General features: G+C 41.9%; 20 protein-coding genes and 1 tRNA gene. 16 read left to right on the forward strand and 5 right to left on the reverse strand.

Annotation, left to right across the window (positions count from 1 at the left end; translation table 11 throughout):
- Positions 1-16: 16 nt before the first annotated feature.
- The gene (gene nadD / locus AC4E92_RS04210; RefSeq protein ID WP_490239343.1) at positions 17-643 is read right to left on the reverse strand and encodes a nicotinate (nicotinamide) nucleotide adenylyltransferase; all 627 of its coding nucleotides are present in this window, start codon (positions 641-643) and stop codon (positions 17-19) included.
- Positions 594-1,883, reverse strand: a complete 1,290-nt coding sequence (obgE, locus tag AC4E92_RS04215) for a GTPase ObgE (protein WP_490239365.1) — start codon at positions 1,881-1,883, stop codon at positions 594-596. Before obgE ends, nadD begins: the two co-directional genes overlap by 50 nt.
- Before the next feature lie 63 nt (positions 1,884-1,946).
- On the opposite strand from obgE, the gene murB reads away from it, so the two are divergent.
- The 9 genes from murB to tsaD all read left to right on the forward strand — a co-directional run bounded on the left by murB (position 1,947) and on the right by tsaD (position 13,780).
- The gene (gene murB / locus AC4E92_RS04220) at positions 1,947-2,807 is read left to right on the forward strand and encodes a UDP-N-acetylmuramate dehydrogenase (protein WP_490239344.1); all 861 of its coding nucleotides are present in this window, start codon (positions 1,947-1,949) and stop codon (positions 2,805-2,807) included.
- Positions 2,804-3,388 (forward strand): IMPACT family protein, encoded by a 585-nt coding sequence (locus AC4E92_RS04225; RefSeq protein ID WP_490239345.1) that lies wholly within the window; start codon positions 2,804-2,806, stop codon positions 3,386-3,388. Before murB ends, AC4E92_RS04225 begins: the two co-directional genes overlap by 4 nt.
- Positions 3,385-3,933 carry a tetratricopeptide repeat protein gene (locus tag AC4E92_RS04230; protein WP_490239346.1) on the forward strand — a complete coding sequence of 183 codons (549 nt, stop codon included), beginning with the start codon at positions 3,385-3,387 and terminating at the stop codon, positions 3,931-3,933. Before AC4E92_RS04225 ends, AC4E92_RS04230 begins: the two co-directional genes overlap by 4 nt.
- Positions 3,930-5,237: a phosphohexomutase domain-containing protein gene (locus tag AC4E92_RS04235; RefSeq protein ID WP_490239347.1), complete on the forward strand. Its 1,308-nt coding sequence runs from the start codon at positions 3,930-3,932 to the stop codon at positions 5,235-5,237. The genes AC4E92_RS04230 and AC4E92_RS04235 overlap by 4 nt, the downstream gene beginning before the upstream one ends.
- Before the next feature lie 7 nt (positions 5,238-5,244).
- Entirely contained in the window at positions 5,245-9,387 is a 4,143-nt protein-coding gene (locus AC4E92_RS04240; RefSeq protein ID WP_490239348.1) for an acyl-CoA dehydratase activase, read from the forward strand.
- 7 nt (positions 9,388-9,394) lie between these two features.
- Positions 9,395-10,342: a DNA polymerase III subunit delta gene (gene holA / locus AC4E92_RS04245; RefSeq protein WP_490239349.1), complete on the forward strand. Its 948-nt coding sequence runs from the start codon at positions 9,395-9,397 to the stop codon at positions 10,340-10,342.
- Positions 10,339-11,493, forward strand: coding sequence for a TIGR04013 family B12-binding domain/radical SAM domain-containing protein (locus AC4E92_RS04250; protein ID WP_490239350.1), 1,155 nt, complete (start codon positions 10,339-10,341; stop codon positions 11,491-11,493). Before holA ends, AC4E92_RS04250 begins: the two co-directional genes overlap by 4 nt.
- A gap of 81 nt (positions 11,494-11,574) precedes the next feature.
- Complete coding sequence (gene clpX, locus AC4E92_RS04255; RefSeq protein WP_490239351.1) at positions 11,575-12,789, forward strand: ATP-dependent Clp protease ATP-binding subunit ClpX; 1,215 nt, start codon at positions 11,575-11,577, stop codon at positions 12,787-12,789.
- Position 12,790: 1 nt separating this feature from the next.
- Positions 12,791-13,780, forward strand: a complete 990-nt coding sequence (tsaD, locus tag AC4E92_RS04260) for a tRNA (adenosine(37)-N6)-threonylcarbamoyltransferase complex transferase subunit TsaD (protein WP_490239352.1) — start codon at positions 12,791-12,793, stop codon at positions 13,778-13,780.
- Here the strand turns inward: tsaD and AC4E92_RS04265 are convergent.
- From AC4E92_RS04265 to AC4E92_RS04275, 3 genes are read right to left on the reverse strand one after another with little or no spacing between them, the layout of a single operon-like run.
- A complete protein-coding gene (locus AC4E92_RS04265; protein ID WP_490239353.1) occupies positions 13,746-14,003 on the reverse strand; it encodes an extracellular matrix/biofilm biosynthesis regulator RemA family protein in 258 nt (85 codons plus the stop codon). The genes tsaD and AC4E92_RS04265 overlap by 35 nt on opposite strands.
- Positions 14,004-14,017: 14 nt before the next feature.
- Complete coding sequence (locus tag AC4E92_RS04270) at positions 14,018-14,479, reverse strand: flavin reductase family protein (RefSeq protein WP_490239354.1); 462 nt, start codon at positions 14,477-14,479, stop codon at positions 14,018-14,020.
- 18 nt (positions 14,480-14,497) lie between these two features.
- The gene (locus AC4E92_RS04275) at positions 14,498-14,908 is read right to left on the reverse strand and encodes a hypothetical protein (protein WP_490239355.1); all 411 of its coding nucleotides are present in this window, start codon (positions 14,906-14,908) and stop codon (positions 14,498-14,500) included.
- A 96-nt stretch (positions 14,909-15,004) separates the two neighbouring features.
- Here AC4E92_RS04275 and AC4E92_RS04280 point away from each other — a divergent pair, with 96 nt between their 5' ends.
- The 7 genes from AC4E92_RS04280 to AC4E92_RS04310 all read left to right on the forward strand — a co-directional run.
- Positions 15,005-15,916 carry an ABC transporter ATP-binding protein gene (locus AC4E92_RS04280; protein ID WP_490239356.1) on the forward strand — a complete coding sequence of 304 codons (912 nt, stop codon included), beginning with the start codon at positions 15,005-15,007 and terminating at the stop codon, positions 15,914-15,916.
- A 10-nt stretch (positions 15,917-15,926) separates the two neighbouring features.
- On the forward strand, positions 15,927-17,099 hold the full coding sequence (locus tag AC4E92_RS04285) for an ABC transporter permease (RefSeq protein WP_490239357.1): 1,173 nt from the start codon (positions 15,927-15,929) through the stop codon (positions 17,097-17,099).
- The gene (locus AC4E92_RS04290) at positions 17,092-18,138 is read left to right on the forward strand and encodes an ABC transporter permease (RefSeq protein ID WP_490239358.1); all 1,047 of its coding nucleotides are present in this window, start codon (positions 17,092-17,094) and stop codon (positions 18,136-18,138) included. The genes AC4E92_RS04285 and AC4E92_RS04290 overlap by 8 nt, the downstream gene beginning before the upstream one ends.
- Before the next feature lie 13 nt (positions 18,139-18,151).
- Positions 18,152-18,346 carry a DUF6485 family protein gene (locus tag AC4E92_RS04295; protein WP_490239359.1) on the forward strand — a complete coding sequence of 65 codons (195 nt, stop codon included), beginning with the start codon at positions 18,152-18,154 and terminating at the stop codon, positions 18,344-18,346.
- A gap of 50 nt (positions 18,347-18,396) precedes the next feature.
- Positions 18,397-19,542 carry an HD-GYP domain-containing protein gene (locus AC4E92_RS04300; protein ID WP_490239360.1) on the forward strand — a complete coding sequence of 382 codons (1,146 nt, stop codon included), beginning with the start codon at positions 18,397-18,399 and terminating at the stop codon, positions 19,540-19,542.
- A gap of 249 nt (positions 19,543-19,791) precedes the next feature.
- Positions 19,792-19,869, forward strand: a tRNA-Asp gene (locus AC4E92_RS04305).
- A 51-nt stretch (positions 19,870-19,920) separates the two neighbouring features.
- Positions 19,921-20,255, forward strand: a 335-nt coding sequence (locus AC4E92_RS04310) for a hypothetical protein (protein WP_490239361.1), incomplete at its 3' end; no start/stop codon positions are given.

The raw sequence follows: 20,255 nt of genomic DNA on the forward strand, positions 1-20,255 counted from the left end.
GACAATACCCGGATACTCAAAGCGAATAATATTCGATCACCTGCTTTTCTATTTGAGGATGAACCATGCCCTTGATCGATTTTTTCTCTCTGATCCTTTTTCTTATATCACTTGCCGAAAGCTGTATCAGCGGAGCTTGCAAAAAAATAATCGTGTCGTAAAGTTCTTTGAGTGTGTTTTTTGCGTGTTCTTCGTATGGCTTGCCGCAGTACCTTGGATAGACCACGAAATGACAGCTTTTCAGAAGTTCTTCGTACCTGTACCATTTTTCAATGTACGACAGGCAGTCTTCTCCGGTTATGAAGTAAGGTTTTGTACTGTGAAGTTCTCCAAAGTGCAGGACCGTATACAGTGAATAGGAGGTGTCTTTGCGAATTTTCTCATAATCACTGACGACTATTTTCAGATCTTCAAAGGTTATTTTACACCATTTAAATCTCATTTCAAAGGGAGCAAGATCATTTGGTTTGTGTGGTGGAATATAGGTTGGTACGATGTAGAGCAGATCGAGTTTTAAGATTTCGACGGCATACTGGGATATTATCAAATGTCCTGTGTGCGGTGGATTGAAGGAACCTCCAAAAATGCCTATTCTACTCTCTGTATTCGAAACTGTACTGACCGATCCACACTGTATCACCATCTTTAGCCCCCATCTGTTTTAATCTTTCGCTCAGTCCATTTTTTTCCAGAGTCTGGAGAAATCTGTTGAGCGCGTCTTTTTGCTCAAGTGAATATCTGTTCAACCAGTTGTCTATCTGTTCACCACAGATTTCAAATCCATCCTGGGTTTTTCTTATTTCAAAATCAAACTTTTTCTCTATCTTTCTTCGAACTGGCTTTGGCTTTTCAAAGGCTGTGACTGAATCTGCCTGCAGGAGTAATTTACTTTTTCCGACGACCTCGAAGATCTTTTTTTTCAAAGTGTCTATGTTCAGTCTCAAAAGTGCAGAGACTGGATAAACTTCCTTGGCTGTGTGCTTTTCAAGAAGTTCGATTCTTCTTTGAAGTTCATCTTTCTCGAGTAGGTCTATCTTGTTTGCAACTATTATCTGCGGTTTTTTCGACAGCTCTTCGCTGTATTTGTGAAGCTCCTGAATGATCACATCGTAATTTTTCAGAAAGTCTGTTGAGATATCTATCACGTGTACTAAGACACTGCATCTTTCAATGTGCCTCAAGAAGAGATTTCCAAGCCCGGCACCTTCGCTTGCCTTTTCTATGAGTCCGGGTATGTCCGCCAGAACGAATTCGTTGTTTTCGTCTATTTTCACAACACCGAGATTCGGCACCAGGGTGGTGAACGGATAATCTGCGATTTTTGGTCTGGCATTGCTCATGACAGAGATCAGAGAAGATTTACCGGCATTTGGTAGTCCAATCAAACCGGCATCTGCGAGCAGTTTCAATTCCAGTTCAAGCCATCTTTCTTCGCCTTCATCGCCTTTTTCTGCGATCTGCGGAGCTCTGAACACGCTCGTGGCAAAATGTGCATTTCCACGTCCGCCTTTGCCGCCGCGAGCAACGCAGACCATTTTCCCAGGTCTGTCAAGATCTGCCAGTATTTCACCGGTACTGGCATCTTTTACAATCGTGCCAACTGGAACGTCTATGATCAGATCTTCTCCGTTCTTTCCAGCTTGCTTTTTTCCCCTGCCGTTCTGACCGTTCTGTGCGATGAATTTTCTCTGGTATTTGAAGTTCAGCAGAGTTGAAAGATTGTGGTTGGCTCTGAGTATTACAAAACCGCCATCTCCACCATCTCCGCCATCCGGTCCGCCTTTTGGCACGTATTTCTCTCTTCTAAAACTCACAGCGCCATTTCCACCATCTCCGGCTTTTACAAAAATCCTGACCTTATCGACAAAATCCTCTTTTTGCAGAATGACCACCTCTTTTTGCAGTTTGATTTTACTATAACTTCAGCGATGATATAATCTTTCCTGATGACAGTAGATAAGAGATTTTGCGAATACAGATTCGATGAACCGTTGAATAGACATACGAGTTTTAAAATCGGTGGTAATGCATCGGTTTTTGTGCGTCCCAGATCTGTTGATGGTCTGATCTGTGCGCTTGAGAAATTCGAGTATGCGAAAATCCTTGCAAAAGGCACCAACGTCCTTGCACCGGACGAAGGTGTCGATGCTGTGGTGAGCACACTTGGTTTGAACAGGTATTATCTGAAAGGTGATTTGATCATCAGTGAAGCTGGTGTCTCGCTTTCAACTTTGTGCAGATCAGCCGCACGTCATGGACTGTCTGGATTAGAGTTTGCCTATGGTATACCTGGAACCATAGGTGGCGCTGTTTACATGAATGCCGGTGCGTACGGTGGAGAAATATGCGATGTGGTTGAATATGTTGAGATATACGATCGCAATAAAATAATCACGCTGGACAGATCACAAATGCAATTTTCTTACAGATCAAGTATCTTGAAAAAAACAGATTGGATCGTTTTAAGAGTAGCGCTGAGATTAAAACCTTCAGACAGTGATGTCATCATAGATCGCATGGAACAGATCATGAAAAAGAGAATTCAAACACAACCTCTTGATTTACCCAGTGCGGGAAGTGTTTTCAAAAGACCAAGGGAAGACTTTTACGTCGGCAGGGCGATTGAACAGCTCGGTTTGAAGGGATTGCGCATCGGGGATGCACAGATATCCACAAAACACGCCGGATTCATAGTGAACCTTGGTAGTGCAAAAGCAAGTGATGTCAAAAAACTCATACAGATCATTCAGCATGAAGTGTACAGAAACTATCAGGTACAACTTGAACCAGAGGTGGAAATCTGGTGACCGGTTTTCTAACTATCCTGCACGAGTCGCATGCAAAGCTGAATGTTCAGCGCTCGCAGTTTTATTCGCATGTTTTTGAAGTGAACGATCTGTCGCAGGCAAAAGAAAGAATCAGATCATTTTCAAAGTTATACAACGATGCAACTCATCTTTGCTGGGCTTTGAGATTGTTTGAAAAAGAACTCATCGAACTGTCTTCTGATGGGGGAGAGCCGAGCGGGACGGCAGGTTTTCCAATACTGAATGTTTTGAGAGAGGAAAATCTTGTCAATCTGTGCTGTGTGGTTGTCAGGTATTTTGGTGGAGTAAAACTCGGGATCAGAGGTTTGATAGATGCTTATTCTCAGGCAGCACGACTCGCACTTGAAAACACAAAGCTTGTCAGGGTTGAGAAGCTTTTTGAACATGTTTTTGAATGCAGATACGAGGAACTTGGAGAACTGCTGGGTTTCATCAAAAAATCCGGTGGAAAGATAGAAAAGATCGAACATGGTAATCTGGTGACTGTGAAAGCACTTATACCTCAAAAGCTGAACGAATTTCATCCTGTGGTGACAGAAAAGCTGGTGAAAATAGTATGAAAAGGGAGAAGTTTTTTGTAATACTCATGACTGTTTTTGCCTCACTTTTTTTATTTACCTTTCAGGCATACCGCTCAGTAAAGCAGTCTAATGAAAGGTATCAGAAAATCATCAAAGCGTACGAATATTACAGTACGGGCAGATACGATGAATTTTCCAAATACGTTGAACAATACAGGCTCAAGGAGTTATCTTATTTGAACGGCTCGATAAAAGAACAAAAATTCCAGCAACTCTACATGGCTGGTATAAAGGACTTCAACCTTGGCAATTTCGCCTCTGCCGCTGAACTTTTCAAAAAGGCATTACAGCAGATTGACCAGAAAGACCCCCGAAGGGATGAACTTTTGTATTATATTTCAGTTTCTCTGGTGAATTCAAACAGATTTGAGGAAGCAAAGATGGAGCTGTCAAATTTTGTGAATCTTGAAAATTCGTCATACAGAAGTAAGGCTCTTCAGCTTTTGATCGACGTTTACAAAAAAACCAATGAAACGGTTAAAGCTCAACAGATTGAGAAATTGCTACTGGAGGTGCAGAAATGAGAAAGTTGTTTGGAACAGACGGCATAAGGGGAATCTTCAACGAAGATTTGACCGAAGATCTCGCGTACAGAATTGGACTGACAGTGGGACAGATGCATCCGGATGCGAAGTTTCTTGTTGTTCGTGATACGCGTGAATCAGGACCTGCTCTGGAAAGAGCTGTGGCAGACGGTCTTGTCAAAAGCGGAGCGACAGTCTACATGGGCGGTGTACTTCCAACGCCGGCTGCTGCTTTGATAACGAAGATGAAAAACTGGTTTGGAGTTGTGATCTCTGCTTCTCATAACCCGTATCAATACAACGGCATAAAATTGATGAAATCCGGATTCAAGCTCGATGATGAAGAAGAACTCGAGATTGAAAAAAGGCTTGAAATGAAAGATCAGCCATTCAGACACATTGCAGGACAAATCGTTGATCTTCACCAGATAGAGGAAGTTTACGTACAGGCAGTTGTGGATATGTTTTCAGACGTTGATTTTAAAGGTATATCTGTCGCTGTCGATGCCGCAAATGGAGCCGCATACAGAACAACCCCTGCGGTCCTGGAAAGACTGGGCATGAAAGTGACCTGTTATTGCAACGAGCCGGATGGTAAGAACATAAACGACAACTGTGGATCACTTTATCCGCAGTACTTATCACAGAGAATTTCCGGTTTTGATCTTGGTATTTTGCACGATGGAGATGCAGACAGGTGTATATTGCTGAGTAAAGATGGTAAACAGATACATGGAGACAAGATCATGGGAGTCGTCGGCGTTCATATGAAAAAAGAGGGAAGGTTGAAAAACAATCTTTTAGTTGTGACGATCATGAGTAATCTTGGCTTGGAACTTTTTTTAAAACAGCATCAGATAGATACGATTCGAACCAAAGTGGGAGATCGGTATGTACTCGATCAGATGCTGAAATTTGATGCAACCCTTGGTGGGGAAAGATCCGGACATATCATCTTCTTAGACAGATCAACCACAGGAGATGGTCTTATAACAGCACTGGAATTTCTGCGGGTCATGGTGCTGAGTAAAAAGGATTCGTCTGAACTCGAAAAACAGGTGGACGATCTACCCCAGTGCATGATCAATATCCATGTTCAGGACAAAACAGTTGTGGATCATCCGTATTTAAAAGAAAAAGTGTCACAATTGCAAAAAAGCGGTTTTAGAATCGTTGTAAGGGCATCTGGCACAGAACCTGTCATAAGAGTTATGGCAGAAGGCAAGGATGAGTCACAGACGAAAATGGCTGCCGAAGAGATAGCAAATCTCGTCAAAACTCTGGGGGAATTCCAAAGAGGGTGAAATTTTCATGAAAGCAGGTATTTGCGTTGGTTCAAGCAGTGTATCAGTTTACTCGGATAAAAATTCACCGCTTTGGATTCAGCACAACGGTGATCCAATAAGTGTTGTGCGACGCATTCTGGATGATTTGCCAGATTCTGTACAGATTGCATTCACCGGCAGAAAACTCAGAAGGTATTTCAATGCACCTTCGATCTCTGAGTCAGAAGCGTGCGAAATAGCATATTCCCATTTGAAAGAAAAATACACAGGATGTCAGGCTATCGTGTCAGCCGGTGGAGAAAATTTCGTTCTGTACAAACTCGATAAAAATGGACAGATAATCGGTGTTTACACCGGTAACAAATGTGCCTCCGGCACGGGCGAGTTTTTCATGCAACAGCTCAAAAGAATGGGAATAGATCTTTCTCAGATACCGCATATGAGTTTTGATGGGATATACAAACTCTCTTCCAGGTGTACGGTGTTTTGCAAAAGCGACTGTACACACGCACTGAACAAAGGTGTCCCAAAACAGATGGTTTTAAACGGTCTTGGAAAGGTGATGGCAGATAAAATACTTCAACTTGCACATACCGCACGTGTCAGTAAAATACTGCTCATCGGCGGTACCACCAAGAATGACCTGATGCTCAGACACCTTCAAGGGCAGATAGAATTCATCATACCCGAGGAATCGACGTACTTTGAAGCCTTTGGAGCGTACCTGTGGATTGACAGACACCGTACGTGGACTGTTGACAAATCCAGTGTACTGTCCAATAAGTTGCCATCGGCATTTTCCAGACACCAGCCGCTGTTGAATTTTTCTTCAATGGTCGAATTCAAGCAGACTCAGAGAGGAACAGCTCAGGCTGGTGATGAATGTGTCCTTGGTGTGGATGTTGGATCGACGACCACCAAAGCAACACTGGTGAGAATGAGCGATAAAAAAATTCTTGCCAGCAGCTATTTACGAACACTCGGAGATCCCATCAATGCGTCCAGAAAATGCTATGAACAGATACTCGAGCAAATCAGTGTACCCGTCAAGATAGTCGCAGTCGGTGTAACTGGCTCTGGCAGAAAGATAGTTGGACTGCACGTTGGCACGAATGCGGTTTACAACGAGATCATGGCGCATGCCAAGGCTGCGGCGTTTTTTGACCCGGATGTCGATACGATCTTTGAAATAGGCGGTCAGGATGCCAAGTACACGTACCTGAATCAGGGTGTGCCGTATGATTATGCCATGAACGAAGCTTGTTCTGCTGGGACGGGGTCTTTTCTGGAAGAAGCGGCGCGAGAATCGCTTGGCATAGATTACACGCAGATAGCTGATTTTGCTCTGAAAGGAGAAAATCCACCAAATTTCAGTGATCAGTGTGCGGCTTTCATAAACAGTGATATAAAAACAGCCATTCAGGAACAGATTTCGGCTGAAGATATATGTGCCGGTCTTGTTTATTCTGTATGCATGAATTACATAAATCGAGTAAAGGGAAACAGGCCCGTAGGAAAGAAGCTGTTTGTTCAGGGTGGAACCTGCTACAATAAAGCGATTCCGTATGCAATGGCGGCGCTGACGGGTAAAAAAGTAATAGTACCACCAGAACCCGGGCTCATGGGTGCATACGGTGTAGCTCTGCTGACGATGGAAAATCTCGAAAAGGGCATTGTACAAAGAAAATCATACGATCTGAGAGAACTCATAGATCGTCAGGTGAGTTATCTCAAACCATTTGTATGCTCTGGTGGTAAGAATAAATGCGATAGAAAGTGTACCATAAGTGTCATCCAGATAGATGGCAAAAGGCTCTTTTTTGGTGGTTCCTGCAACATGTACGAAAATATCAGAGAAAACCGTGAGGATACTGAAGAACTGGACTTTTTGAGAAAAAGAGAGCAGATTCTGTACACATTTTCCAATCCGGTTAATCCCAGAGCGAAGATTGGATTGAGCCGTTCTTTTGCTATGAACAGTTTGTTCCCATTCTTCCAAAAGTTTTTTTCCGAGCTTGGTTTTGAGATAGTCCTTCCAGACGAACCCGATGAGCAGGGTAAAGACAGAATGGGTGCAGAATTCTGTTTTCCTGTTGAACAATCTCACGGCTTTATGATTTCTCTACTCAGGAAAAAACCAGATTTTGTTTTCATACCCAGGATCAGGGCTATAAAGGTAAATTATTCAAACAGTTCGGGTGTTTTCTGCCCGTTTGTTCAGAGCGAGGCTGACTGGCTTAGAGCTGACATCTCAGAGCTTGCAAATTTCAAATTGCTGACCTGCAATATCGATTTTACAGAGTCAGATGAACAGATTATAGATTCTCTCTTTGAGATGTTAAAGCCGTTGAAAATATCAAACGCAGATGTGAAAAAAGCCTTTTACTGTGCAAAACAGGCACAGCATGAATTTGAGCAGAATTTGAAACAGCTGGGCAGAAAGTTCCTCCAGGAGGTTGAAAATAAAGGCATAGGAATAGTCATCTTCGGCAGGTCTTACAACGCATTCTTGAGTTACGCCAACCTTGGTGTACCAAGGAAAATATCCAGCTATGGCTATCCCGTTGCGAGCTTTGATGTTCTGCCGTTTGATAACAAAACAGGATATGAAAACATGTACTGGGCTTGGGGTGAAATGATACTGAAAGCCGCCAGTTATGTCAAAGATCACCCAAAGCTGTTCCCGGTTTATATAACCAACTTCAGCTGTGGTCCAGATTCCTTCGTACTTTCCTATTTCAAAGATGTGATGAAAGACAAACCTGCTCTGATACTTGAACTTGACAGTCACACCGCAGATGCGGGTATCGAGACGAGAATAGAGGCTTTCTTCGATGTCATCAGATACAGAAAGCAAAAACAGCAGGTTAATCAGGTCTACAAACCTTTAAAGGTTCAGATCAATAAAAACGGGGTATTCATACAAAAAGACACACAGATAATACCATGGACCGATAAACGTGTACGGCTCGTTTTTCCAACAATGGGAGCATTTGGCGCATCCTGTTTAGCGGCGGCTATCGAACATTTTGGTGTTAACACCTATGTATGTCCACAGATGGGTGAAGTCGAATACAAACTGGGTAGGGGCAATTCTCTGTCCAAAGAATGCCTTCCTTTACAGTTGACTCTTGGAAGCCTGATCAGGTACCTTTCTGAAAATAGGTCAAAAGACGAGATCACGCTCTATTTCATGCCACAGACATCCGGTCCGTGTCGATTTGGCCAGTACAATGTTTACATGAAGCTGTGGCTGAGGCAGAACAACATCGAAGATGTGGCTCTTTTATCGCTCAGTTCAGAAAACGCCTACGGCGGTCTGGGTATTGGTTTTACATTGAGAGCCTGGATTGCTATTCTGATATCTGATCTGTATTCAAACATTGAAAGATCTTTGATGGCACTTCATCCAGACAGAAAACTGGCAGCGGAAATGATCCAAAGACATGAACAAAAGATAATCAACTCTCTCAGATTGAGTAACCTTAAAGGCATATTCAACACGCTTGAAGAGATATCGCAGGAACTTATGTCACTTAATTTAGCTGAAAAATACTCACAGGCACCGAAAATTCTGCTCACAGGAGAGATATACGTCAGATGGGACGAGTTCAGTAGAAGAAAGATAGAAGAGCTGTTTGCATCAGAAAAAATGATTCTTCAGATATCACCAATTCATGAATGGATGTACTACACCGATTACATATTCCTCAAAAAATTGATTAGTAAGGATTCAACCTTTTTCCAGCGTGCCAGAAAGATGATAGAAATAATTGTCAAAAGGTACTTTGAAAGAAAGGTGAAAAAAATCCTTGCAAAAGCTGGATTGTGTGATACAAGAATGCTGAATGTAAAACACGTTGTTCAGCATGCCTCTTCTTCGCTCGATCCTGTCCTGACCGGAGAAGCGATTCTTACCATAGGCAGCACATTAACCGAGATTGGTGAACATTACGACGGCGTGATATCCATAGGTCCCTTTGGATGCATGCCCAGCAGAATTGCAGAAGCTATAATAAAGAGTGAACTGGAGAAAATAAAGATGAAGACTTCAAAACCTTTGGCATTTGTGGCTCTGGAAGTCGATGGAAATCCTTTCACACCATCTGTTGAAGCAAAGATAGATTCCTTCATAGCCCAGATCAAGACGGCAAGGGGTAGAATATGAACTGCGGGTGGTTGAACTGGGCATATTAGTGCTTTCAGGTGATGCAAGGGTTTTGAAAGATGAATATGTGAAAAATATGGCTCTGGAAAAAGGACTGACAAGAGTAAGAATAGACGTCGATAGCGCGCAGAGAATATCTGAAGTACTGTCCCAGAACAGTCTTTTTTCGTCGTTTCTCATAGATGTAGTTGATTACAGCGACTGGAAAAAAGAAGACCAGAAGAAATTCTTGGAACGTGCCGAACTGACTGTGCCAATCATTTTAAGAACTTCTAGTCCAATAAAGGAATTTCACTCGGTGGATTTTTCACTGCCAAAACCATGGGAACGTGAAAAGTGGCTTGAGTATATAGAAGAAAGATTCAAAAAAAATTCGCTGTCTTTCGATAAAGATGCCCTGGAAGAATTTTTCAACATGGTAGGTCCCGATGATCTTCTCTTGGAAAGAGAGATAGAAAAACTTGTCTGCATAGGTGAAAAAGTCTCAGTGAAACTGGTAAAGGAATTTGTCTTCAACCACTCCAGGGTGCAGATCGACGAACTTTGTTTTGCTGTATCATCTGCTGATCAAAAACAATCTCACACGATTCTTTCAAGAGTTCTTTCTTACACCGAGCCGGTGGTTGTTGTGAACAGTCTTGCAAGGCATTTCATCGATCTTTACAAAATACTGGCTGTTGCTGAAAAACGTCAGAGTTATTCATGGGTTTACATAAAAGAACTCTCTGAAAAATTCGATGTACCGATTGTGAAAGCCGCAAGGATGATGGGTTTTACCTTCAAAGGTCAGCCAAAAGCTGTCAATCATTTGCAGATCTACGATCTTGAAAAGCTCGAGTTGATACTGGATCAGCTTCAATCACTCGACAGAGAGGTAAAATCATCGGATAACAGGACTATTCTGATTCATCTGTTTGTAGATTTTGTCTGCCGGTTGATGGGTGATAGGTCTTGAAACTCATCTTTAGAATCCAGCGAAACAACCGCTACAGCCTCATACCTCTGATAAGTGCTGTGTACAGTAAGATGAAAGATGTGCAGATATTCCTTGCAAAAAACGCACAGGAGGTTTTTAAAGTTCAGCCTCCCGCTGTTGTCGCATATTCTTTCATGAGTTTTGATCTCGATCAGATCTCTGAAGAAGTAAATAACCTGAAGAATATGGGCTATACGCTGATAGCAGGTGGTCCGCACGTCACAGCAAAACCTTTTGAATCTTTAAAGCTGGGTTTTGAACATGTTTTTACCGGCGATGGAGAAGAAAATATCCTGAAATTCTTGAACGGTGAACAAAATATCATTTTCGATGGACTTAAAAATCGAATTGACCTTGACGATTATCCCCCGTTTTGTGCAGAACTCGATCTTTTCATGCCAATTGAGATAACAAGGGGTTGTGTCTTTAACTGTGCGTACTGTGAAACACCGTTGATTGGCGGCAGAAAACCAAGGCACAGAAGTATCGAGTCGATAGTTCACTACTGTAAAATCGGTTTGAAAAAGAACAAATACATAGCACGGTTCATCTCGCCCAATTCTTTCGGGTATGGTTCAGCCGATGGGATCAAACCAAATGTGCAGGCTATAGATACGCTGCTTTTTGAGTTGAAAAAAATCGGCATGAAAGAGATATACTTTGGTACCTTTCCATCCGATGTAAGACCTGAGTCTGTCAGTGACGAGGTACTGAAGGTGATCAAAAAATACGTCAACAACAAATCCATTATCATAGGTGCTCAAAGTGGAAGCAAGCGAGTGCTTGAGAAAATCAAAAGGACACATTCCGTTGAAAGATTATTGCAGGCTGTTGATTTGATCCTTGCCAATGGTTTCACACCACATGTCGATTTCATCTTTGGATTTGGGTTTGAGACAGATGAGGACAGGTATATGACGCTCAATTTGATCGATAGATTGGTTCAGATGGGCTGTAAAATACACGCTCACACCTTCATGCCACTCCCCGGCACAGAACTTGAGAATGCTGGCAGTGCGGTTATTCCAGAGTGGTTTAGAAAAAGAATAGCCCGGCTTTCGTCAGAAGGTAAGCTCGATGGATACTGGGAAAAACAGCAAATCCTATCGAGAAAACTGGCTGGAAGTTGAATTTTTCAATAATGATTTTGTGAACTTTTATTAACTATGAAAAATCTTCCATTGTGTTACAATGTCAACGGAGGGAGATAATTGGCAGAAAAGTTCTGTTCATTCTGTGGTAGACCTGCAAGTCAGGTGAATAAATTGATAGCCGGTCCGAGCGCGTACATATGCGACGAATGTGTCGAGCTGTTTCACGATCTTCTCGTCACCGATAAGCGTGTAAAAAGAGAAAAAAAGCGTCAGCTACCAAAACCGGCTGAAATAAAAGCCGAGCTCGACAAATACGTGATAGGTCAGGAAAAAGCCAAGAAAGTCATATCTGTGGCTGTTTACAACCACTATAAGAGAGTTTTCTATGGTGTTGACAGCGATGATGTTGAGATAGAAAAATCCAACATTATGCTCATAGGTCCAACAGGTTGTGGGAAGACGCTCATAGCCAGAGTCCTTGCCAAGATACTGGATGTGCCATTTGCAATAGCTGATGCGACACCATTGACAGAAGCCGGTTATGTGGGAGAGGATGTCGAAAATGTCATTCTAAGGCTGCTGGAAGTTGCACATTTTGACATAGAAAGGACTCAGTATGGCATCATTTACATAGATGAAATCGACAAAATCGCCAGAAAATCTCCAAATCCATCTATCACAAGGGATGTCTCTGGAGAAGGTGTTCAGCAGGCACTGCTGAAGATCGTGGAAGGTACCATAGCAAATGTGCCGCCTCAGGGTGGCAGAAAACATCCGTATCAGGAATTCATAAAAGTAGATACAACCAATATTTTGTTCATCGTTGGTGGGGCTTTTGACGGGCTCGAAGAAATTGTGAAAAGAAGGATACAGGATTCCACAATGGGATTTGGAGCAGATGTGAAGAGCAAAAAGCAAATGAGACTGGGTGAAATTCTGTCTCATGTGACGCCGGATGACCTTGTGCAGTATGGAATGATACCGGAATTTGTCGGACGTTTTCCGGTGATAGCCACACTGGATGACCTTGATGAAGAGGATCTGGTCAGGATTCTCAATGAGCCGAAGAATGCCATCATAAAACAGTACAAAAAACTTCTGCAGCTTGATAACATAGAACTTGAAATAACACCTGATGCACTCTATGCAATTGCTCGCAAGGCACTTAAAAAAGGCACCGGTGCAAGGGCATTGAAGAGCGTTTTTGAAGAGGTCATGATAGACGTCATGTTTGAAATTCCTTCCTCGAAAGATGTTGAGAAGGTAATCGTGACCAGAGAAGCAGTTGAAGGGACTGAAAAACCAAGGATAGTAATGAGGGAGATAGCATAAAGTGCCTTTGATACTGGCAGTTGAAACATCCTGTGATGAAACTTCCGTCGCAGTAATTAATGACAAAGAAATTCTGTCCAACGTGGTTCTGTCGCAGATAGAGATTCATGAAAAATTTGGTGGAGTTGTACCGGAAATAGCAGCCAGACACCATTTGAAAAACTTGCCTGTCATATACCAGAAAGCCATCGAACGGGCTCGTATCGACCTTTCGAAAATAGACGCGGTCGCTGTAACGATAGGTCCAGGACTTGTTGGTGCCTTGCTCGTTGGAATTTCCTTTGCCAAAGGAATAGCAGTTTCCCTGAATAAGCCTTTGATAGGTGTCAATCACTTACTCGGTCATGTTTATGCCGCACACCTGGCTTTTGATGATCTAACTCCCCCTTATGTCGCTTTGCTGGTTTCCGGCGGACACACCGAGCTTTTAGTTTTCGAAAACGCAATAGAGCCGAGAGTACTCGGCAAAACACTGGATGACGCCGCCGGAGAAGCTTTTGATAAAGTGGCAAGGTTACTGAACATAGGTTATCCCGGTGGACCTGCCATAGAAAAGATCTCAAAAGACGGTGATCCTACAAAATATAATTTTCCAAGGGCGATGCTTGAAAAAGAAAATTTCAATTTCAGTTTTTCTGGCTTGAAGACTTCTGTTTTGTATCTTGTGCAAAAGCAAAAAGATCTTTTCATCCCGGATGTTGCAGCTTCTTTTCAAGAGGCAATCGTTGACGTTCTCGTTGAAAAAGCTATAGGTGCACTTCAGATGACGGGTTTGAAAAAACTCGTGGTCAGTGGAGGAGTGGCATCCAATACCAGATTGCGTGAAAAACTAAGCCAGAAGGCAGAACAACTCAAAATCCAGCTTTATATTCCACCCAGGGCTCTGTGTACCGACAACGCTGCGATGATTGCACGTGCTGCTATTGAAATACTTCGCGAAGGTGTGAGTTTTGAGCTCAATGTGACTGCTGATCCTGCTCTTTCTTTTTGAAAAGCCTTTGTCTGACTCTGTTTGCCTTTTCTCCAAGGAGCAACACATGACCACTGTCTGTGACGATAACGCTCTTTGCCTGAGCACCGTAGGTCAAATTCAGCATTTTATTCGAAAAACTGGCTGTTTCGCGCATCTGTTTTGCTGTGATGTTGTTGATAGATATAACAGCTCTGACGCGGTCCCTGTTCACATAAACACCTCTGACCACCTGAACAAACATCGATATCCCTCTTTTCAGAACCAGTCTCTCATCAAAAAATACATCGGCTGACCGTCCTGTTTGAGTACTCTGTGATTGACTACCTTACCATTGTAAATGAAATGATCTCCAGACTCAAGTTTACCTGTAAGCTCACATTCGAAGTAACCAAGTATTCCTTCGATTATCGGCAGTTGCAGTTTTTCACTCCTTGACCAGTTAACTTTTGAGAATTTATCAAAATTCCTACTTGAATGATAACCGAAAATCTCTGCAACCTGGCGCTGGGTCTGGTCCAGAATCTGGATGACGAATTTTCCACTTTTTTCAATGAGCTCTGCAGTTCGTCTTGTGGGACCGAGCGACACTGCGATCATGGCTGGTCTGAAAGAAGATTGCATGACCCATGCGGCAGTTAATCCAGCCATTTGGTTTTCAAACTCAGTTGAAACGATGTAAACTCCCTGTACCAAATAATCGAAGGCACTCTTAACCATCACATCACCTACCTGAAATCACACCTTGTCATTGGAATTGTTTAATTTATCTTTATCGGCAAAATCAGGGAATCTTTGTTTGTGCCGTTTATACAGTATTTTTGGATCTATGTAATTGTGATATTTTAGTATCTGTGTCTTTTCTTCACGTGTTATCATTTCTACTTGTTCAAGAAACTCGACACAGTCTCTGAATGTTTTAATTGATTTGAGCAAATACACTGTCATGAATATTGCTACAGTTATAAAAAACAAAATTACCGCGCCACCTGTAGGATTAATAAAAGTCAGCGGTAAGACGATCAGTACTATGACTACACTGAATATAATTGAGCCAATTATCTCTTTATAAGACCGAATGTGCTGTTCATACTGTTTTATCGCACGGTATGACTTTTGTGCAGTCTGTTTTGTGTTATCATCGGTCATACTTAAACCACCCATGAGTTGTTTTCACACCATGTGTGTACATGTACGACGCGTCCACTATAATATATTATCATAACTACACAAGGGGGCATTTTGGTGAATGCGATAACGGTCAAAAACCTGAAAAAATACTACGGCACAACTAAAGCCGTTGACGGTGTCAGCTTTGATGTGCCTGAAGGACAAATCGTGGCACTGCTTGGACCAAACGGTGCAGGCAAAACAACCACCGTTGAAATCATAGAAGGATTGAGAAAAAAAGATGACGGAGAGATCTATTATTTTGAAAAAAAGGTTAATCAAATCGATAAAAATGTGAAAGCTCAGATAGGTGTACAGCTTCAGAAGACCGCTTTTTTTGAATACTTAACTGTCTATGAAACGATCGAGCTTTTCGCGGGTTTATACAAAATGAGATTTCAGAAAAATGATATAGAAAGACTGATAAATCTCGTAGCTTTACAGGAAAAGGCAAAAAGCAGGGTGAAAAACCTTTCAGCAGGACAACTTCAGAGGCTGGCACTTGCCGTAGCGCTCGTAAATGATCCAAAAGTGCTGTTTCTCGATGAACCAACAACGGGGCTGGATCCACAGGCTCGAAGGCATGTCTGGCAGATCATAGAAGAGTTGAAACAAAAAGGGAAAACCATCTTTCTGACTACTCACTATATGGAAGAAGCCGAAAAACTCGCAGACAGAGTTCTCATAATGGATCATGGAAAAATCATAGCTTCAGGTACGGTGCAGGAGCTTGTCAGATCGATCAATATGGAAAGTTATATCGAATTCACCGCTACTGATTCGCAGATACTTCAAAGAGAAATACCTGACCTGAGATTTACCGATCATGAAAGACTCGTTCTGCCAGCGAGCGATGTTGAAGAATCGATTCACATGCTTTTGAACAAAGCCAAGCAGTTCAACATTAATATAGACAGTATGGTCATAAGAAGACCAAATCTTGAAGATGTATTTCTCAGTCTGACCGGTCGTTCTCTGAGAGATTGAGGTGAATTAGATGCGAATCTTACATCTGGCAAAGGCTTTCTTTCTAAATGACGTTCGCGAGTTCAGCGGTTTTTTCTGGCCATTCATCTTTCCATTGATTCTGTTTTTCATACTCGTCTCGGTTTTTTCGGGTACCTTCTCAAATGATAGTGGAATTTCTTTCAGGCTCGGTATTGTGAAAGAGGAAAATCTGGCGGGTTTTGGAAAAATTTTAGAACAGCTCATCGAAGAGATTCAACCGCAGCCCTTCAGGATTATCACATATGAAAATCTGGATAAGGCTCAGAAAGACCTTCAATTGAAAAAGATCGATCTTGTGCTCAGAATACCAAAGGGATTGAATATGGAACTGACAAGAGCCATGATTTTTTCAGGTGCTCCAGCAAAAGTTGAACTGTACACACTTGCAAACTCTTATGAATCACAAGTGGCAGGTAGGATAATTGAATCGATCTTTCAGCAGGTCGATCTTGAGATGGCAAAACAGGTGGTTTCCAAAACTGGCGGGGAATACAGATCAGTCGAAGTTAAGGTAGAACCGATTCAAAAGCAGAGCCGATCAAACCAGTTTCATTATCCAACATATCTTTTTCCAGCTATTCTGCTCATGTCCATTATGTCTGGAGCATTGTTCAGCCTCCCGCTTGGGTTGATCAACAATCGGGAGCAAGCGGTTAACAAAAGGCTTTACACGACTCCAACCAGTTCATTTGATTATCTTCTATCTCTCGGGTTGAGTCTTTTCACAAGTATGGTGCTTTCCTGCGCACTTATCTACGCAATGGGTTTAGCGCTTTACAGGGTGAGTGATCTTTGCCTGTCCGCTGGATTTATTCTGAAACTTCTGTACTCGATAGCTGTTTCCTTCAGTTTGGGAATAATGGTTGCCTCTTTATGCAGAAGGTTTTCCACTGCCCTGGTTGTTACCCAGATTGTTTATCAAGTACTGATGTTTTTAGGGGGGTTCTATTTTCCCGTTTTGAATTTCAACATGCCGTGGTCCATCAAAGTGATAGCCAGAGCACTGCCAACAACCTATCTGGTAGAGAATTTGCGAATTTCTCTGGGACATAGTCTGTACAACTTTTCTCAGACAGAGCTGTGGATCATACCGGGGTTTTGGATGCTGGCTTCGATTGCCATTTTCTTCATTAACTTCAAGAAGGTGATGGGTTATGAATAAACAATTTTTTGCCTTCATGAAAGCTTACTGGGTGGAATCTGTGAGAAATTTAGCCGGTCTTTTCTTCTCGGTTTTTTTCCCGGTGATCTTTCTTTTGATCTTTGGATTTGTATTCAGCGGGGAGGCTTCTTATAAGAGGACCATAGGGGTATACGCGGATAACCAGAAAATCATTTCAAAATTGGAGCAAATAGAAAGCTGGGATATAAAGATCTATCATACCCAGCAGGATCTTTTAAAAGATATAGAAGAATCAAAAATACCAATTGGAGTGCTGGTTGCTGCCAATGATGTTCGGCTGTATTATCAAGACAACCCTTCATTGACAGGTGAGATCAAAATTCTGTCGCTTTCTTTGAAAGGGATTATCGAGAAAACTATAAATTCTGTCGGACAGTTCATCGGCGTTGACAGTATACAGGTTCGACGTGTTGCCATTTCTGATTTTGATTACATGATGATGGGTGTCATAGCCTTATCTTTGTTTTCAAATGGGATGTTTGCCATGATAACAGTTCTTGGAAATTATAGAAAAAAGGGTGTTCTCAAAAGATTGAGCTTGACCGGTGTGGAACCAGTTAAGATCATCTCAAGTATTTCATCCATCAGAATTATGCTGGGATTTGTGTCTCTCTTTGTGGTTCTATTGTTGTGTAAGCTCATCTTCAAGAGCAACATACAGTTTAACTGGTTATTGCTAATACCCACTGTTGTTTTCGTCACGCTCGGAATGATGGCAGTAGGTGTTCTTCTGGTTTCACTGTTTAAAAACACAAATGCGGCATCTAATGCCGCTTCAATTTTGAATACCGTTATGGTCTTTTTCTCTGGAGTGTACTTTCCAATAACTTTCATGCCGGGTTATATCAGATGGATCGCCTATGTACTGCCGGTTAAATATGCTGCAGACCTTGTTCGATACACTGCGAATGCACAGGCTATGAGTATAACCTTCTTTTTAATTGTAAATGCCATTTTCTTTGCGAGCGGGATTGTGGCTCTGTATTTTTCTGCTAAAATATTTTTGAAGGCAGAATGAGGAGGGAGAAATCGTGAACTGTATCAACAGAGAGAAAAACCTCAAAAACTGTAATTGTTCATACCCTGGCTGTGAAAGGAAGGGAATTTGTTGTGAATGTTTGGCTTACCATAGATCAAATGGAGAGCTACCCGCGTGTTATTTTTCAAAAGAAGACGAAAAAAGCTGGGATAGATCGATCGAACGCTTCATCTCCAAGCACAGGTAGGTGTAAGCTCTATTAGACTTAAAAAACAGTTCGTATTTCATCCGGTTGTTTTGATAGTTGTCTTCAGTTTGTCATTATCTTTTTTTATGAATTTTAATCGACAGAAGAGTGAGCAGGTTGAAAGATTTGCTCTGCATGTTTTCACCGTATATCTGCAATCCATTGCAAAGGCATTGAGTGAAGGATATTTTCACTGGAATGCCATGTTTAGCGCCATTCTGAAAAATGATGAAAGCTTTTTAAACCAGCAAGTTGAAGATATAAAAAATCTCTATCCACAGCTTGTCAGAGTGGATCTGATAGATGGAAACATAGCACAGGAGTACGAAGTTACTTTTGAAAGTGATTCTGTAAAGATGTTGTTTAAAATCTACAACGATGATGGTCAACTTAGCATAAATGGAAAGCTGGTTTCTGTGGTTTTTGACACCAGTACTATTCTTGCACATCTTGGTCTGACAGATGTGGTTCATGCATCTTTTGAGAACAATAATTTCAGGCTCGTCTATTCTGGTAAAATCCTGAGTTTTTACAATTTCATCGTTTCTTTGCTCGTGGCACTTGCCTCAATTGCTTTATTTGAGAGTCTAAGAAGGTTTTTCATTATACAGCACTATCAATATGATGGACTTGAGGCAATTGTCGAGATACTTTCAAAAAAAGACAACTACACAGCGCATCATTCAAGAATGGTTGCTAACATTGCACTTGAACTGGGAAAGATTTTAAAACTTTCAAGAACAAAATTGAAACAGCTTTATCAGGCAGGAATACTTCATGATATAGGAAAAATAGCCGTACCAGAAAATATTCTGAACAAGACTGGTAAACTCTCACCTCAGGAGTATGAGATCATTAAGATTCATCCCCAAGTGGGTGCGCAGATCATTGAAAAATTTCCAGGACTTCAGCAAATAGCAGATATCATTAAACAGCACCATGAGCGTCTCGATGGTTCTGGTTATCCGCAGGGACTGAAAGATGGAGAAATCGATTTTCTTGCTCAAATTCTCGCCGTAGCCGATGTCTATAGTGCACTGACAGATATCAGACCATACAGAAAGGCTTATACGAAAACACAAGCCATACAGATAATGAAAGACATGCCACTCAACCAGCAGCTGGTTGGTCTGTTAGAAGAGCACGTGCATAGCACAAGGCACATTGATGTACAGCAGCTGCCTTTGAAAGATTAGACCTATGCCAGATGTGTGCGCACACCATCTTGGTGGATCTTTCCATTATATATAATACGGTTTTTGAGATCCAAAAAAATGAACAGAATGCCGTTAAAAAGCTCAAAAACATCGTGTGAATCAATTTACCTGCACAAATAGTGCCTTTAACAGGCGTTTTTACGGTGATTTTACCGTATATTTATGATGAAGAAATCTTCAGAACCCACTTGACTTTTCTGAATTTTTCTGCCAAAATACAAAAGTGTTGGGGACGTGGTGCAGTCTGGTTAGCATGCCGGTCTGTCACACCGGTGGCCGCGGGTTCAAGTCCCGTCGTCCCCGCCAGAGGGAGGCATCAGCCTCCCTTTTGTGTTATAATAATTTTGAGGTGGACCTGTGAGGTTTCTGCTCGGAAGGCAGATAGTTTTAAAGGAGTTTTATCACACCGATCTGGCTGTTTCATGGGTTGAGGAACCTGTTGCTGGCGCTTATGCTTATTTGATAGGCAATGACAGGGGTTACATGTACGTTGTTGCGAATTCAGATGAAATTCATTATGGCAATGATTTTGATTACTTGAACACTCCATTTGGAAAAGTTGCGGTCGTCTGTTCTTCAAAGGTGATTGGCTGGGAATCGATATACGCTTGCAAAAAATCTGAGGCACTTTTGACAGTTGTATTTCAGCGCGTTGCAAGTATTTCTGATCTACTTTTGACAAAAGCGATCTG

The organism is Pseudothermotoga sp., from assembly GCF_031962025.1.
GTDB lineage: Bacteria > Thermotogota > Thermotogae > Thermotogales > DSM-5069 > Pseudothermotoga_B.